The organism is Bradyrhizobium sp. SZCCHNRI3043, from assembly GCF_032377735.1.
GTDB lineage: Bacteria > Pseudomonadota > Alphaproteobacteria > Rhizobiales > Xanthobacteraceae > Bradyrhizobium.
In genome coordinates, this window is sequence record NZ_JAUHID010000022.1 from 23,232 (window position 1) to 39,256 (window position 16,025).

The 16,025-nt window shown below is 64.4% G+C and carries 12 protein-coding genes and 1 pseudogene; 11 read left to right on the forward strand and 2 right to left on the reverse strand.

Annotation, left to right across the window (positions count from 1 at the left end; genetic code table 11):
- Entirely contained in the window at nt 1-2,013 is a 2,013-nt protein-coding gene (locus QX124_RS28290) for a hypothetical protein (RefSeq protein WP_315798896.1), read from the forward strand.
- Here QX124_RS28290 and QX124_RS28295 read toward each other — a convergent pair.
- Nucleotides 1,972-3,372, reverse strand: coding sequence for a hypothetical protein (locus QX124_RS28295; RefSeq protein ID WP_315798897.1), 1,401 nt, complete (start codon nt 3,370-3,372; stop codon nt 1,972-1,974). The genes QX124_RS28290 and QX124_RS28295 overlap by 42 nt on opposite strands.
- A 130-nt stretch (nt 3,373-3,502) precedes the next feature.
- Between QX124_RS28295 and QX124_RS28300 the strand changes: the two genes are divergently transcribed.
- The 9 genes and pseudogenes from QX124_RS28300 to QX124_RS28340 all read left to right on the forward strand — a co-directional run bounded on the left by QX124_RS28300 (nt 3,503) and on the right by QX124_RS28340 (nt 14,385).
- Complete coding sequence (locus QX124_RS28300) at nt 3,503-4,351, forward strand: ABC transporter permease (protein WP_315798898.1); 849 nt, start codon at nt 3,503-3,505, stop codon at nt 4,349-4,351.
- 48 nt (nt 4,352-4,399) lie between these two features.
- The gene (locus QX124_RS28305; protein WP_315798899.1) at nt 4,400-5,695 is read left to right on the forward strand and encodes an alpha/beta hydrolase; all 1,296 of its coding nucleotides are present in this window, start codon (nt 4,400-4,402) and stop codon (nt 5,693-5,695) included.
- 133 nt (nt 5,696-5,828) lie between these two features.
- A complete protein-coding gene (galE, locus tag QX124_RS28310; RefSeq protein WP_315798922.1) occupies nt 5,829-6,842 on the forward strand; it encodes a UDP-glucose 4-epimerase GalE in 1,014 nt (337 codons plus the stop codon).
- A 55-nt stretch (nt 6,843-6,897) separates the two neighbouring features.
- Nucleotides 6,898-7,185, forward strand: a pseudogene (locus tag QX124_RS28315) (methyl-accepting chemotaxis protein); the annotation flags it as partial.
- A gap of 581 nt (nt 7,186-7,766) precedes the next feature.
- Nucleotides 7,767-9,095 (forward strand): dicarboxylate/amino acid:cation symporter, encoded by a 1,329-nt coding sequence (locus tag QX124_RS28320; RefSeq protein ID WP_315741096.1) that lies wholly within the window; start codon nt 7,767-7,769, stop codon nt 9,093-9,095.
- A gap of 301 nt (nt 9,096-9,396) precedes the next feature.
- The gene (locus QX124_RS28325; protein ID WP_315798900.1) at nt 9,397-10,719 is read left to right on the forward strand and encodes an NAD(P)/FAD-dependent oxidoreductase; all 1,323 of its coding nucleotides are present in this window, start codon (nt 9,397-9,399) and stop codon (nt 10,717-10,719) included.
- Between the two features lie 155 nt (nt 10,720-10,874).
- The gene (locus QX124_RS28330) at nt 10,875-12,677 is read left to right on the forward strand and encodes an ATP-binding protein (RefSeq protein ID WP_315798901.1); all 1,803 of its coding nucleotides are present in this window, start codon (nt 10,875-10,877) and stop codon (nt 12,675-12,677) included.
- Nucleotides 12,678-12,689: 12 nt separating this feature from the next.
- A complete protein-coding gene (locus QX124_RS28335; protein ID WP_315798902.1) occupies nt 12,690-14,066 on the forward strand; it encodes a sigma-54 dependent transcriptional regulator in 1,377 nt (458 codons plus the stop codon).
- Between the two features lie 82 nt (nt 14,067-14,148).
- Nucleotides 14,149-14,385, forward strand: a complete 237-nt coding sequence (locus QX124_RS28340; RefSeq protein WP_315798903.1) for a hypothetical protein — start codon at nt 14,149-14,151, stop codon at nt 14,383-14,385.
- Between the two features lie 20 nt (nt 14,386-14,405).
- Here the strand turns inward: QX124_RS28340 and QX124_RS28345 are convergent, their stop codons facing one another.
- Nucleotides 14,406-14,756, reverse strand: coding sequence for a RidA family protein (locus QX124_RS28345; protein WP_315741101.1), 351 nt, complete (start codon nt 14,754-14,756; stop codon nt 14,406-14,408).
- 291 nt (nt 14,757-15,047) lie between these two features.
- Between QX124_RS28345 and QX124_RS28350 the strand changes: the two genes are divergently transcribed.
- The gene (locus tag QX124_RS28350; RefSeq protein WP_315741102.1) at nt 15,048-16,025 is read left to right on the forward strand and encodes an ABC transporter substrate-binding protein; all 978 of its coding nucleotides are present in this window, start codon (nt 15,048-15,050) and stop codon (nt 16,023-16,025) included.

The following is a 16,025-nucleotide window of genomic DNA, read 5'->3' on the forward strand; positions in this document are numbered from 1 at the left end:
ATGCAAAGCGACATGGACGCGGAACTCCAATCCAGACTTGATGACGCCGACGTCGTTTCATTCGACGTCTTCGATACGTCGATTCTTCGCGCGTTGGCGGAGCCCGATGATCTCTTTCTGTTGATGGAGCCGGCAGTGCGCCGCAGGCTCGGCGCAGATTCAATACAGTTCGCGGCGGCGCGGCGCGATGCGGAGCGGTTGGCGCGCGAACGTGCCTGGCAAAGCCATCGTGCCCGGGAAGTCACGTTGGACGAAATCTACGGCACCCTTTCCGAGTCCCTGGCTATCGATTCGGAGTTATCTAAGGCTGTTGCTCAAATGGAGATCGAGGCGGAGCTCGACGTCTGCCGGCGCAATCCGTTCATTTATGATGCCTATCGCTGGTGCCGCGATCGCGGCAAGCGAATCGCCTTCATCTCCGATTCGTACCTTCCGGAGCACGTGATCGCCGACCTGCTGCGGAATGCCGCCTACGACGGCTATGAAGCCTTGCTGGTTTCGTCGGTCTCGAAGAAGACGAAGTCAACCGGCGAGCTCCATGCCGAAGCGCGAGCGCGCCTGCCCGGTGAAGGTCAGCGCTGGCTCCACATCGGCGACAACGTCCGCGCGGATATCGAGATGGGACGGAAGCATGGAATGTCGACCTGGCATTACCGGCGCTGCATGGACGCGTATATGAGCTCTCACCGCGCCTCGAAGGTGTGGAAGACATCGGAGCCTGCATCTGCGGCAAGGTCGGTCGCGCAGGGGCTGATCGCCAACCGGATCACTCATGCAAGGCGGAACGCCGTGCCGGTCTCGCGCGAGGAGAGCTTTTGGGAGGATTTCGGCTATGTAACGGCCGGTCCGCTGTTTGTCGGCTTCACGGAATGGTTGATTGAGCAGGCTAAGGCGCGCCGCTTGGACGCCCTGTATTTCCTGGCCCGTGAAGGGCTCGTGATGCAGCAGGTCTATGACAAGCTGGCCGCCGCGACAGATGGAGCGGTCAAAGAGACGCACTATCTTTATGGTTCGAGGCGTGCGCTTAACGTGGCGGCGATCAAGGACCTCAATGAGGATGTCATCCGGTTTCTGTCGGGCGGGACATCGGTGCTTACAGCGGCGCAATTCATCGAGCGCGCTGGCGTCGACTGGCGCAAACATGAGGGAGCTTTCGGTGCGGCTGGATTTAGCGGCCCCGACCACGAGGTCAAGACGGAGGCGGACTATGGACGCCTGCGGCAATTGTTCCTCGGGCTTGCAGGACCGATCTGCGAGAACGCGCGCGAGGAACGTGAGGTTCTGCTGGACTATTTGAGCGCTTCCGGTCTGGTGGGGGGCCGCCGCGTTGGCCTGATCGACGTCGGGTGGCATGGTACGATGCAGCGGTCGATCACCGATATGCTGCGCGAGAGGGGGGATTGCCCGGAGATTACCGGACTCTACCTCGGCACATATGGGTTCGCGCACGAGATCGTTCTGCCCGACGAGAAATATCCCCACGACGCCTATCTTTTCCGGCGGGGCGAACCGGACGACTACCGGCGCTTGATCTGGGAGGGGGTCGAAGTCGTCGAATTGTTGTTTTCGGCGACGGAGGGCACGATCGTTCGTATGGAGCGCGACGCCGACGGCAACTATTTTCCCGTTAGGGCGTCCACCGATCTCGAGCCCTACAGGGTCGAGAGTATCGTGCGCATGCAACAAGGGGCGATGCAATTCGTCGACGATTATCTGGCGCTGAAGGTCCGGTTTCCGGACCTCGCCTTGTCCAAGGACGCGGCGGCGGCGCAATTGAAGCGCTTCCTGCAGTACCCGACCGAAGCGGAGGCGCGTCATGTCGGCGATATTCCGCACGGAGAAGGATTCGGTGCCGTATACGCAAGACGACTGCTGGCCTATCCGCACAGTCTGCGGATGCTGGCGCGACCGCAGTCGTTCCGATGGGTGCTCCGGCACGATTATTGGCACGCCGGCCGCAATCGTCGGGGCTCACCGGTGCAGCGCGCGGTTTATTGGCTTCTGACCCGGTAATCCCGCGGACGTCGGCGCCGGCGCGGCCAACCCGCCGGCGACGCCCTCCGCCTTGGTCCCATGGTCATCGCCCACAGTCCGCGCTCGTTCCATCAGCGCGAGATCGCGCGACGTCAACCCAAGGATCAGGAAGAACAGGATCACGCCCGCATATCCGAACCGATAATCCGGCACGACGATGAGGGGAAGCAGCATGACCTGATAGGCGATAGCCACGACCAGATAGACCATCCACTCCGGTCGACGCCGATGCAGCTTCAGCCGCACTATGGCCGCCAGAAGGACGACGGCTCCGATCATCGGCAGCCAATGGCTGGAGAGCCATTGAGGCGCAGCATCGAGATAGGCATTCACCATTCCGTTCGCCTTCGGCCAAAAGAGGTGAATACGAGGATTTGAGTCGATGCCGGGATGGTACGTCCAATGCCCGCGCAGGTACTCGCGCACGATGACGCTACGGGTGTCGAGATATGCGAGCGGATAGGCCACAACGGCGCTCTCCCAGCGGCGACGCAGCTCTGCCAAGTCGTCGCCGACGACGAACCGCACCATTTCGCTTTCGGGATTCGCCCATGCGATCGGAGACAGGCTGTCGCTCCAGTAGTGCCGCTGCAGCACAGCAAGATCGTTGGCGGGAAAGCTCGCGGGAGTCAGCAAGAGCTGATCGGTCCGGATCGAAATGCCGGCGAGGTCGAACAGAAAGATCCCGCCCTCGGCATGCCGGGCTTCAGGCTTGACGACTTTTGCGACGAACAGGCCTAGCGCGGCGGCGGTGAGGAGCAAGACCCCGGCGAAGCGGGCGGCCGGGAGCAATTTTCGTCCGGCCAGGACGTACTCGCCCCAAATGAACAGCGGCAGCAGGAGAACGGTCTCCGGGCGTATCGATGGTGCGAGCGCAATCAGGGCTGCGCGCGTGTGGACGAGCCTGGCTGGCGCGGCCGCTGAGGACATCGCGAAGGTCGCGACGAATAGCGCGGCCACCCAGGTGTCCTTCGAGACCGCAACGAGGTGGTTGAGTACGGGTGGGAACAACGCGAATCCGAACGCGGCCAGCAACGCCGCCGGCGACGAAAGGCCATTGGCGCGTAAGGTGAGGACGACCGCATAAACGATCGCGAAGACGATCAGCGTGGTATGCCCCGCGACCAGGGCCGGAGAGGCGCCGATCGTTCTCCACAGCCAGGCCACGAGAGGAGCGTGCCAGTCGTGAAAGCGGTCGCCGAGTGCCTGGCCATACAGGTCGAGCGCATCGGCATTCATCCGTCCGGGAAACGAGGGCAACGCGATCAGCGCTGATCCGACGAAGGTCAAGAGCGCCAGAGCCCAAGGCGGAAAGCGATCCTGATGCCCGGTCGTCATGAGCGCTGTGCCTGAGAAGGATGCGGAATCGTCGCTGTCGGCTTGCGAAATTCAGCTATTTGCTTGCACTCGTTTGGCGCTACTGTCAAACTTGTTGATACTTATGGTTTCGTAGCGGGGGCGACGTAACATGGCGGCCGTGCAGCAATCGCGAGATCATTTTTCCTGGCCGCAACTGCTGTTGCCGTGGGAAATCGTGCGCAGACTGGTCGCGCACGGCACGCTGCTTCGGCAGTTTACCTTGCGCGATATTCTGGCGCGCTACCGCGGCTCGTATCTGGGCGTTGTCTGGTCGCTGTTGCGGCCGCTGGGGATGCTGACTGTCTATGTGGTCGTCTTCGGCTTCATCCTGCAGCCGCAACTCGGCGGTGGCGCGGGCAAGCTGGACTTCGTGCTCTCGATGTTCTGCGGGCTGATCCTATTCGATTTCTTCGCCGAGGCGGTCGGACGCTCGCCCGCTCTGGTCGTCTCGAAACCTAACTTCGTCACCAAGGTGGTTTTCCCGCTGGAGATTCTGTCGCTGTCGGCCGTGGCGGCCGCGCTCGTGCAGATGATCGTCAGCTTCGTCCCATTCTTCTGTGGCGTCCTGCTGGCGCACGGTACGGTTCCGGCGACGGCGACGCTGCTTCCGCTCGTGGTCGCGCCGTTGATCTGCTTTGCATTGGGCTTTAGCTGGCTGCTGTCCAGTCTCGGCGTGTTTGTCAGGGATCTCAACGCGATGGTGCCATTGTTGCTGACAGTGCTCATGTTTGCCAGCGCGATCTTCTATTCGCTGAGCAGTGTCCCCCCGGAATTCCGATGGTTGTTCGATCTCAATCCGATTGCCGCGCTGGTCGATGATGCGCGCAAGGTCGCCGTGCTGGGGCTTGCGCCGGAATGGGGGAGGCTGGGCGCGATGTTCGCCGCTGGCGTCGTTGTCGCTGTCGCTGGCTATGCCTTCTTCATGCGCACGAAGCGCGGCTTCGCCGACGTGGTCTGACGGTCTGCGGACGCGATGAACAGCACAACGTGCGCTTCGGCCGGGGCGATGAAGGCGCCCACACCGTTTCGATTGGCAATTCTGTTCGACGATGCCGACGCGGCATCGCTGGCGCGAGCCGCCACCTTGCGCGACGGCTTCGATCCCACTTGGTTTGCGCCGGAACTCTGGCCGGCCGGACTCACGCGGTTCTCCGGCCTGATGCGGCTGGCTTGGCAGTTGCGTAGCCGTCGGCCCGCGGCTCTCTACGCGCCGTCGTCGCGCGGTGCGAACTGGGGCGCCGTTATGGGCGTCCTGTTCGGCATTCCCGTCGTGACGGACAGTCCCCAACCCGGCATTGCGCGCCTCGTGCGGCTGGTTCGTGGCCGCTGTGCCGCTGTGGGCTTGGATGCAGCGGCGTCTTCAGCCAAGACGTTGGCGCTGCCAGCCATCGAGGGCGTCGAGCATGTTCTGCGCGGGGTCCTGCAGATGGGATCGTCGTGGACGACGACGGGCGACGGGCGGCTGCCGATCGAGTTGGCGCTGGGCACCAGGAACGGCGGATCGGCGATGGCCGATCGGATCGAAGAGCGTGGCGTCAGTCGTCCCGACCGGTCGGTGCGCGTCGTCGGCCGGCCGACCTTGACGGTGTTCCTCCCCGAGCGGCGGATCGCGACCGGAACGGCGATCGTCATCTGTCCGGGCGGCGGCTATGCCGGCGTCACCATCGACAAGGAAGGTCATGACGTCGCGCGCTGGCTGGCGGCGCGGGGCATCGCCGGCCTTGTCCTGAAATACCGGCTGCCGCAATCGGATCGGGCGGACACCGCCCTGCCGTTGCCGATGGCCGATCTCGACGAAGCGCTGGCGGTAACGCGCGCCCATGCGACGGTGTGGGGGATCCGCTCCGATCGGATCGGCGCCATGGGCTTCTCGGCCGGCGGGCATATGGTGGCATGGGCCTCGCGGTCGGCGGGATCGCCGGCCTTTGCCATCCTGGTCTACCCCGTCATCTCAATGGATCGAGCCATTACCCATGCTGGATCACGCAAGGCCCTGCTCGGGAAGTCTCCATCCGATGCCGTGGCCGGACGTTACTCGTTTGAGCGGGCCGTCACGCCAGGCGTCTGTCCGACATTTGTCGTTCACGCTCGGGACGACACCGTCGCCAAGCCAGAGAATAGCTTCGTCTATCTTGAGGCGCTGCGCGCGGCGGCCGTGCCTGTGGAGGCCATGATCTGTGATCACGGCGGCCATGGCTTTGGCCTCGGAATTCATGGCGGCGAGGTCGCAAACTGGCCGGATCGTTGCCTTGAGTGGATCGCTACGACGACTGCAGCACGTTGGAGACCGTCACCCGAATGAGCGGGACTCGAGCAAGCCGGTCGACCACAACGATAACCCATGGTATCGATCGAAAGGTGTCGTATCGATATTTGATCGCATTGGTTGAGGTTGCGAGGCGGGAAGGTTGCGGCTGAAGAAAGCGAGTTCTTGCATGGGTGCTGGGCGGCGGATTCTTGTTACGGGCGGAGCCGGATACATCGGGTCACATTGTTGCAAGGCAGTTAGGGAAGCTGGATTTGAGCCTGTCTGCTACGACAACCTTGCAATCGGCCATCGATCGTTTGTGAACTGGGGACCTCTTGTTACGGGGGACATCCTGGACGAACGGAGCCTCGTTGCAGCGCTGAGGGAGTTTGAGATCCAGGCCGTTATTCATTTGGCGGCATCGAGCCTGGTGGGTGAGTCTGTATCGCATCCTCACATTTATTATCGTAACAACGTGGTCGGCACGCTGACGCTGCTCGACTCCATGCGCAAGGCCGGATGCTCCAGCATTGTTTTTTCGAGCACCGGCGCAGTCTATGGCGAAGTACCTCTGATGCCCATCAGAGAAGCCCAAGCAGGGCATGCCGTAAATCCATACGGCAGATCGAAATGGATGGCCGAGCAGATCATCGGGGACTTCGAGGCTTCATATGGGTTCAACGCGATTCGGTTGCGCTATTTCAATGCTTGCGGGGCAGATGATTGCGGGCTCATCGGCGAACTTCGGGACCCCGAAACTCATCTGATTCCGCGGGCGCTGATGGTCATTCAGGGACACCTGGATGAGTTCGCCGTCTACGGGGATGATTACGATACTCCCGATGGATCGGCAGTCCGGGACTACATTCATGTCAGCGATTTGGCAGATGCGCATGTGAGGGCGATCCATGCCTTGATGAGAAACGAAAGGAAAATTGTCGGACGAGCGTTCAATCTCGGAACCGGCAGGGGTTATTCGGTCAAAGAGGTGTTGCACGCCATTGAGCGGGAAACCGGTTCTGCGCCGCCCGCAACGATGAAGGATCGTCGCCCCGGTGACCCGTCCACGTTGGTGGCGGACCCCACAGCTGCCAACGACGATCTCCAGTTCCGCCCATTGCGATCGGACCTGCGTACGATCATCAGGTCAGCCTGGGCATGGCATACGAAGGCGCATCCTCGCCGGGTCCGCGAGCTTTGACCAAGGGGAGCCGCCGTTGCGTCCTTCTTTCCGGCTGCCGGCCATGTCAAAGTCGCGAACGACGCGGCCCACCGGCGAGATCGGCCAGCAGCTCTCGAGCATCCAGTCCGCCCCCCAGCAATCGGTCGGTGCCATCCGCGAGATCGGCATCACAATCGAGAAGCTGCAGGAGATTTCGTCGACGATCGCATCGGCCGTGGAGCAGCAGGGCGCTGTCACGCAGGATATCTCGCGCAATGTCCAGCACGCGGCGGCGGGAATGCAGTTGGTCTCGCCCAACATTGCGGATGGACAGCGTGGCGCAGTCGATGCCGGAACCGCCACATCCCAGGTTCTGTCCGCCGGGTACTAGGGCTAGAATCTGCGCCAAATTCAGAATTGGCGTTGATTTACAGCGGACGCCCGTAGCTTTTGATCCCGCCATTCGGAGGTTCGATCCCTCCCGCCCCAGCCAGGTCGAGCGCCCGACAGGCAGGGCTGGATATCGCCCGTGGGACAATGTCGCCGGTACGTCCGATGTTTCGGGTGCCTGCGACGGCAAAATTCCGGAAGTCCAGACAAACCGCGCGCTGTGCCTTGACCGCCCGCCGCGTGATGGTTCACAAATCGTAGCAAACTGAAGGACATGCAGGCGCCCCATGCTGCGCCGCTCCGCTGGCACGATTGCTGCTTAATGAGCCGCCAAACGAGCGCCAGCTCCAGAACAACAGATGCGAGGGACGTCCGGATGCCAGCCCACAGCCCATCCCTCACCTGAGATCCGGCGACAGGCGATTCCGCCTGCGCAGCTTCGCGGGTCCGCCCCCCGGCCCGGCCCGCGTCCGGACGCATGACGTTGCTCCGGCATGCAATGGAGCCGGCGCGGAAGCGGGTCATAGGCAGACCAGAGAGATAGACCGAGTAAGATCAGGGAGAGAAGATACGATGTCTGCAACCACCACAGCGGCCGCGGCACCACCGCAGAAGCCGTTCTACCGGGTCCTCTATGTGCAGGTCCTGTTCGCGATCGTGCTCGGTGTCATCGTCGGCTGGCTCTGGCCCGAGCTCGGCAAGAACGAATGGATCAAGGCGCTGGGCGACGGCTTCGTCAAGCTGATCAAGATGGTGATCGCGCCGGTCATCTTCTGCACCGTCGTGTCGGGCATCGCGCACGTCTCCGAGGTGAAGAAGGTCGGGCGCGTTGCCGTCAAGGCGCTGATCTATTTCGAGATCGTCTCGACCTTCGCGCTTGCGCTCGGGCTCATCGTCGGCAATTTCATTCAGCCGGGGGCAGGGTTCCAGGGCCAGAGCAACGCCGGCACCGCCGCCGTCGCCAACTACGCCAAGCAGGCGAGCGAGATGAAGTCGGTCGACTTCGTGCTTCACATCATCCCGGACACGGTGGTCGGAGCGTTCGCGCAGGGCGATATCCTGCAGGTGCTGCTGTTCTCGATCCTGTTCGGCATCGCCCTGATGACGCTCGGTGAGCGCGGCCATACGATGCGCGCCTTCATCGACGACGCCGCGCACGCGATCTTCGGCGTCATCGCCCTCGTGGTGAAGGCCGCTCCGATCGGTGCCTTCGGCGCCATGGCCTTCACCATCGGTCGCTACGGGCCGCAGGCGCTCGGCAACCTCGCCGGCCTGATCGCGACCTTCTATCTCACGTCACTCGCTTTCGTCGTGATCGTGCTCGGCATCATCGCCCGCATCGCCGGATTCTCGATCTTCAAGTTCCTCAAATACATCAAGGACGAGCTGCTGATCGTGCTCGGCACCTCGTCATCCGAGAGCGCGCTGCCGCAGATGATGGAGAAGCTGGAGCGGCTCGGCTGTTCCAAGCCGGTCGTCGGCCTGGTGGTTCCGACCGGCTACTCGTTCAATCTCGACGGCACCAACATCTACATGACGCTGGCGACGCTGTTCATCGCGCAGGCGATGAACGTTCACCTCTCCTTCGGCGAGCAGATCACGATCCTGCTGGTCGCGATGCTGACCTCGAAGGGCGCCTCGGGCATCACCGGCGCCGGCTTCATCACCCTGGCCGGAACGCTTGCGGCCGTGCGGCCGGAGCTCGTTCCGGGCATGGCGATCGTGCTCGGCATCGACAAGTTCATGAGCGAGTGCCGCGCACTGACCAATCTGTGCGGCAACGGCGTCGCCTGCGTGATCGTGGCGTGGTGGGAAGGCGAGCTCGATCGCGACAAGCTGCGCATCGCGCTCGATCGCGATATCGATCCCGCCGATGTCGAAGTCGCAGTCACCACGGGATAGGCCTGCGGTCGCGGTTGGCGCTGCTGTCGCATTCCAGCGTCGGTAGCGCCGGCCGCGGCCCTGCCCAATCGCGATGCCGCCAACATCTCGGATAATCTGCTAAGGTGGCGGCGGGCAGGGGTTTACCGTGGAGGCATCCTGCCTGGTGCCGCAAGGCCGGCATGGTCTGACCATCGCGACGATACGGCGTATCGTGAACATGGTCGCGCTGGCTGGGGCGGCGGTGCCGAAGCGATGACGCAACCGGAGTGACATCGCAGTCATTCCGTCGCGCCGCGGTCACCCTTGGGGAGGTTGGATGATGGCCGTTGCGCAGTCTGGTGTTCCTCGCATCGTGATCGTCGGCGGCGGCGCCGGCGGCTTGGAGCTCGCGACCCGACTCGGAGACAGATACGGTCGCAAGGGCAAGCTCGACGTCACGCTGGTCGAGCGCAACCGCACCCATGTCTGGAAGCCGAAGCTGCACGAGATCGCGGCCGGCAGCATGGACATCTCCGCGCACGAGGTCGACTATCTCGCCCAGGCCTATTGGCACGGCTTTCACTACCGCATCGGCGACATGATCGGCCTCGATCGCGACAAGCGCGAGGTGCTGGTGGCGCCCTACCTCGACGCCGAGGGGCGCGAGGTCACGCCGCAGCGGACCATCCCCTATGACGTGCTCGTCATTTCCATCGGCAGCCAGAACAACGATTTCGGCACGCCGGGCGTGGTCGATCACGCCATCAAGCTGGAGTCGCAGCGCGACGCCAGGCGCTTCCACGAGCGCATGGTCAACGCCTGCATCCGCGTCCATTCGCAGTCGTCGCCGATCGCGCCGCACCAGCTGAAGGTCGCGATTATCGGCGCCGGTGCGACCGGCGTCGAATTGGCCGCGGAGCTGCATCGCACGACGCGCGAGGTGGTGGCCTATGGTCTCGACCAGGTCGACGCCGAGAAGGACATCAGGATCACGCTGATCGAGGCCGCGGGCCGGGTGTTGCCGGCATTGCCCGAGCGGGTCTCGCGCGAGACCGAGAAGCTGCTCGCAAAGCTCGGCGTCGAGGTCCTGGTTGGCGCCAAGGTCGCCGAGGTCGGCGCCGACAAGGTCAGCCTTGTCGACGGCCGTGTCATCCCGGCCGAGTTGATCGTCTGGGCCGCGGGCGTCAAGGCGCCCGACTTCCTGAAGGACATTGCGGGCCTGGAGACCAACCGCATCAACCAGCTCGTGGTCAGGCAGACCCTGCAGACCACGCGCGACGAGCGCGTCTTCGCGATCGGCGACTGCTCGGCCTGCTCCTGGGGCGAGCGCGGCAACGTGCCGCCGCGGGCGCAGGCGGCGCATCAGCAGGCGTCGCATCTCTACAAGCAGATTCCGCGCTTCATCAGGGGCGAGCCGCTGGCGGACTACCGCTATCACGATTTCGGCTCGCTGGTGTCGCTCGGCGAGTTCAGCACGGTCGGCTCGATGATGGGCGCGCTGGTCGGCGGCAATCTGGTGTTCGAAGGCCTGTTCGCGCGGATGATGTATCTGTCGCTCTACAAGATGCACGAATACGCACTGCACGGGCTCGCGAAGGTGTCGCTGGACACGCTGGCGCGCCTGATCACCCGCCGCACCGAGCCGCACGTCAAGCTGCACTGACGAGGGCGCCTTGGCGTCGGCCCGGCCGATTTTGTTGTCGCCTATTGCCCGGCAAGACCTTAGACTTGCAGCACAATTACGGATACGGCAGCCGCGGCCCGGTACACGGGCCTGGGAAGTGATGGGCCTGGAACGTGATGGGCCTGGAAAAGGGAATGACGGACCTTCCATTCCGGATCGGCCTCGAGGGACATCCCGACGTCACCGCGGTGGTCCGCAGGCGCGCGGGCTGGGTCGTTCGCGGAGTGATGGCGGCTGCGCTGGTCGGCGTCGTGGCATGGCTCGGCTATGCCATTGCCTTTTCCCGCGGGCTCGATCAGCGGCACGCCGCGGCCCAGCAGCGGCTGGCGGTCGAGGCCGCGCAACTCGACGGCTACCTCTCGCGCTTCGAATATCTGCCCTCGCTGCTGGAGACCTCGCCCGATGTCTTCCGGCTGCTCGGCACGCCGGACGATCGCGCGCTGCAGCAGAGCGTCAGCCTGCATCTGAAGTCGATCAACCTGCTGGCCGGCGCCGACAACCTCTATGTCCTCACCGTCGCCGGTGATGCGATCGCCGCCGCCGACTTCGATCAGCCGGGGACGCCGGTCGGCAGCAACCTGTCCTACCGCCCCTATATGCGCCAAGCGCTGGCGACCGGCCGCGGCGTGTTCTTCGGCATCGGTATCACCAGCGCGCGCGCCGGCTATTACCTGTCCTATGCCGTCAAGCAAGAGGGACGGACCATCGGCGTCGCCGTCGTCAAGGTCAATCTCGATGCCTTCGAGCGCGAATGGCGCAACCGCGGTGCCGACATGCTGCTGGTCGACGCCCGCGGCGTCACCATTCTCGCCTCGCGCGAGGAATGGCGCTTCCGCCCGTTGACGCCGCTCTCGGCCGACGCGCTCGAGGAGATCGCGACGTCCAAGCCCTATGGCAGCTCCAGCCTCGCGCCGCTCGGCTGGAGCTTCACGGAGAGGACCGATCGCGGCGGCCAGGTCGCGACCGAGCGCGGCGCGGTCTACAGCGTCGACGAGCGTCCGCTCAACGGGCGGCAATGGCAGCTGCTGCTGCTCGACGACGAGGCGCCGATCCGGCGGACGGCCTTGATCATCGGCACGCTCTCGGGTCTCGCCAGCATCGTGGCGCTGCTGGCGTTCGGCCTGCTGGCGCAGCGACGCCGCGAGATCCGGCAGCGGCTGGCGAGCCAGGCCGCGCTGCAGGCCGCCAATGACAGGCTGGAAATGCGGGTGCAGGAGCGCACCGCCGAATTGCGCGCCGCGCAGGACGAACTCGTCCATGCCGGCAAGCTCGCCGTGCTCGGCCAGATGTCGGCCGGCATGGTGCACGAGATCAACCAGCCGCTGGCGGCGCTGCAGACCGCCTCCGACAATGCCGTGCAATTCGTCGATCGCGGCATGATCGGCGAGGCCCGCGGCAATCTCATCCGCATCGGCGAGCTGGTCCGCCGGCTGGCGCGCCTGACCGGCCAGCTGCGCGTGTTCGCCTACAAATCGAACGCGCCGCTCGATGCCGTCTCGGTCGAGCAGGCGCTGTCCGAGACGCTCAAGATCCTCGGCGCGCGGGTGAAGGACGGCAATGTCGACGTCACCATCGATCTCGCGCCCGAGCTTCATGTCAGGGCCGATCAGATCCGGCTCGAGCAACTGCTCTGCAACATCATCGCCAACGCGCTCGATGCCGTCGAGGGCGCCGCGCGGAAGTCCATCCACATCCGCGCCGTGCGTGAGGAGGGCCAGTGCCGCATCACCATCGCCAACAGCGGCCCAGCGATCGCCGCCGATGTCCTGCCGCGCCTGTTCGAGCCCTTCGTGACGACCAAGCCGGCCGGCAAGGGTCTCGGACTTGGGCTCGTGATCGCCAATCACATCGCGCGGTCGTTCGGCGGCGAGCTGCGGGCGCGGAATCTCGAACCGTCCGGCGCCGAGTTCATTGTGCTGCTGCCGCTTGCCGATTGAAGAGGTTCCCGCATGACTCCTGAGCAACCGGTCGGCGTGATCTATGTCGAGGACGACGAGGATGTCCGCATCGGCGCCGTCCAGGCGCTGCAGCTCGCCGGGCTCTCGGTCACGCCGTTCGCCTCCGCCGAAGCCGCAGGCACGACCGTTCGCGCCGACATGCCGTTCGTGGTGGTCTCCGACGTGCGGCTGCGTGGCAAGAGCGGCACCGAGTGGCTGTCCGAGCTGCACCGGCTCGATCCGGACCTGCCGGTCATCCTGGTCACCGGACACGGCGATATCTCGATGGCCGTGGAAGCGATGCGCAACGGCGCCTATGACTTCATCGAGAAGCCGTGCTCGTCGGAGCAACTCGTCTCCGTCGTGCGCCGCGCGCTCGACAAGCGCCGCCTGACGCTCGAAGTCCGCGCGCTGCGCTCGGCGCTCGCCGACCGCCAGGGCATCGAGGCGAGCCTGCTCGGGCGTTCGCCGCAGATCCAGGAGGTGCGCCGCCTGGTCTCGACCCTGGCCTCGACCAATGTCGACGTGACGATCTATGGCGAGACCGGCACCGGCAAGGACGTCGTCGCCCGCTGCCTGCACGCTCACAGCGCCAGGCGCGGCGGCAACTATGTCGCGGTGAATTGCGGCGGCCTGCCGGAGTCGCTGGTCGAGAGCGAATTGTTCGGCCACGAGGCCGGCGCCTTCACCGGCGCGACCAAGCAGCGGATCGGCAAGATCGAATATGCCCATGGCGGCACGCTGTTCCTCGACGAAATCGAGAGCATGCCGCTCAGCGTGCAGGTGAAGCTGCTGCGGGCGTTGCAGGACCGCTCGGTCGAGCGCGTCGGCTCCAACAAGCCTGTGGCGGTGGATTGCCGCGTGGTGGCGGCCAGCAAGGCCAATCTGTTCGAGCTCAGCGAGCAGAAGCTGTTCCGCGCCGATCTGTATTATCGTCTCGGCGTCGCGTTCATCGAGCTGCCTCCGTTGCGCGAACGCCGCGAGGACATCCCGATCCTGTTCGAGCACTTCACCCTCGAGGCTGCCAAGCGGTTCGAGCGCGACGCGCCGATCGTGAACGAGCAGACCATGTCGCTGCTGCTCGGCTACTCATGGCCGGGCAACGTGCGCGAGCTGCGCAACGTCGCCGACCGCTTCGTGCTCGGTGTGCTCGACCGCAAGGTCCTCGACCGCTCGGGCGCCGCGGCCTCGGAGCTGTCGCTGCCACGGCAGCTGGAGAACATCGAGCGCTCGATCATCGAGGATGCGTTGCGCCGCAAGCTCGGCGACGTGCCGGCGACTGCGGCGCTGCTGAGCATTCCGAAGCAGACGCTTTACGACAAGATCAAACGGCTGGCCGTGAAGGTCGACGGCATCCGCGAGGGCGCGCCGCTGCGGCCGCAGTCCTGACCGTGGTCCTGCGGCGGCAGGAGGGCATCTGTTCCATGCCGGCGATCAGGAACGAATGCTGGACACCGCTTGTTGAAAGATCATGACAGGCAGAGACACTCGCGACCTGCGCTCCGGCGCCTACGACCCCGTCAGCAAGGACGGTCTGCCGCAGTCGCAACAGGTCAAGGACAAAACGACGCCCCACCAGCAGGAGCAGTGGGGCGCTGACGTGCGGGCCGAGCCGTTGCCCGGCACCGAGCCGGTGCTTCCGGAAGGGCTCATGCGCGAGCGGCGTGGTCCGCTCAATCGCAATACTGGTCGCCGCGACACGGACTAGTGCGCGGCGACCCAGCGCGCCTACTTCGCCGCGATCACCATGATCTCGACGGTGTATTGCGGCGCAGCCAGCTTGGCTTCGACCGTGGCGCGCGCCGGGGTATTGCCGGCCGAGACCCAGCCATCCCACACGGCGTTCATTTCGCCGAAGGTCTTGATGTCGGTGAGGTAGATCGTCGCGGACAACAGCTTCGACTTGTCGGTGCCGGCCTTGGCGAGGTGGCCGTCGATGATCGAGAGAATCTCCTCGGTCTGCTTGGTGACGCTTTCACCGGCCGTCTTCTGCGCGACGACTCCCGCGAGATAGACGGTATTGCCGTGAACGACGACCTGGCTCATGCGCGGGCCAATTTCGAAACGCTGGATCGACATCGAAGAACTCCTCAAAAGGTCAATTCGGGGCTTCTCCCTAGCGCGTGCGACGCGGCGACGCCAGTCGGCTGAACGGCCACTTTCGCCAGCTTGGAGCGTGCGACCTTGCGTTGTCGACCGCGCCGCGGCACACGGACCGCGGGGCGTTTCACGATGACCCGGCCTTGTCGCGCTGCAAAGCGGGCTTGCCCATGGGGCAGGCAAAGGCGGGGCGTTTTCCGCGCTTGCACAGATATTTGAGACATGAAACATTCTCCGCGAGGTTCCTTTTTGAAATGGCGGAGGGGCGTGATGCGGAAACGGTTGATGCTGGCGGCACTCGCGGCGATGGCTTTGGTGACGAGCGCGGGGCCGACATTCGCACAGCAGACGATCCGCGTCGGCTGGACCATCCCGGCGGAAGAATCCAAATACTGGATGATGAAGCGGCCGACCGAATTTCCGGATCTCGGCAAGACCTACAACATCGAATGGACCCAGTTCCAGGGAACGGCACCGATGACGCAGGCGCTCGCCGCCGGCGCGCTCGACTGTGCCACGCAAGCGCCGCTGTCACTGGCGAACGGCGTCGTCGGCGGCGGCCTCAAGGCCTACATCGTCGCCCAGCACGTCTATGAGAAGCCGGGCGGCTTCTCGGTCTACTGGGCGGTCAAGGACGATTCCCCGATCAAGACCATCGCTGATCTCAAGGGCAAGACGGTCGGCATTTCCGTGATCGGCGGCGGCACGCAAGGGCCGTTCAACATGCTGCTGAAGCAGGCCGGGCTCGATCCGGCCAAGGACATCAAGCTGGTCGAGGTCGGCTTCGCGGTGTCGGAGGATGCGCTGCGCCAGGGCCGCGTCGATGCGGTCAACATGAACCAGCCGTTCGCCGCGCGTGCCGAGGCCAAGGGCGGCACCCGCAAGCTGTTCTCGCTGTCGGAGGCGATGCCGAACATCGTCCACATCCTCGAGGCCTGCCGCGCCGATTTCGTCGACAAGAATCCGGAGCTGGTGAAGGCCTATGTCCGCGACATCACCGCCGGCATGAAGAAGGCGCTGGCCAACCGCGACGAGACCTTGAAGGTGGTGTCGGAGGTCATGAAGGCGCCGGTCGCCGTGATCGACACCTATCTGCTGAAGGACAATGATTTCGGCCGCGATCCGGTGGCCGCGCCGAACTTCCCGGCGATCCAGAAGATGCTCGACATCTACGCCGAGACCGGCATGCTGCCGAAGCTCGACGTCGCCCAGTTCAAGCATCCCACGATCGTCGCGCCGATCCAGTAG

Bases quoted from the DNA above. Each gene is read 5' to 3' on its own strand.
- QX124_RS28290 (WP_315798896.1), top strand. From the start codon at position 1: ATGCAAAGCGACATGGACGCGGAACTCCAATCCAGACTTGATGACGCC.
- QX124_RS28295 (WP_315798897.1), bottom strand. From the start codon at position 3,372: ATGACGACCGGGCATCAGGATCGCTTTCCGCCTTGGGCTCTGGCGCTC.
- QX124_RS28300 (WP_315798898.1), top strand. From the start codon at position 3,503: ATGGCGGCCGTGCAGCAATCGCGAGATCATTTTTCCTGGCCGCAACTG.
- QX124_RS28305 (WP_315798899.1), top strand. From the start codon at position 4,400: ATGAAGGCGCCCACACCGTTTCGATTGGCAATTCTGTTCGACGATGCC.
- galE (WP_315798922.1), top strand. From the start codon at position 5,829: ATGGGTGCTGGGCGGCGGATTCTTGTTACGGGCGGAGCCGGATACATC.
- QX124_RS28320 (WP_315741096.1), top strand. From the start codon at position 7,767: ATGTCTGCAACCACCACAGCGGCCGCGGCACCACCGCAGAAGCCGTTC.
- QX124_RS28325 (WP_315798900.1), top strand. From the start codon at position 9,397: ATGGCCGTTGCGCAGTCTGGTGTTCCTCGCATCGTGATCGTCGGCGGC.
- QX124_RS28330 (WP_315798901.1), top strand. From the start codon at position 10,875: ATGACGGACCTTCCATTCCGGATCGGCCTCGAGGGACATCCCGACGTC.
- QX124_RS28335 (WP_315798902.1), top strand. From the start codon at position 12,690: ATGACTCCTGAGCAACCGGTCGGCGTGATCTATGTCGAGGACGACGAG.
- QX124_RS28340 (WP_315798903.1), top strand. From the start codon at position 14,149: ATGACAGGCAGAGACACTCGCGACCTGCGCTCCGGCGCCTACGACCCC.
- QX124_RS28345 (WP_315741101.1), bottom strand. From the start codon at position 14,756: ATGTCGATCCAGCGTTTCGAAATTGGCCCGCGCATGAGCCAGGTCGTC.
- QX124_RS28350 (WP_315741102.1), top strand. From the start codon at position 15,048: ATGCGGAAACGGTTGATGCTGGCGGCACTCGCGGCGATGGCTTTGGTG.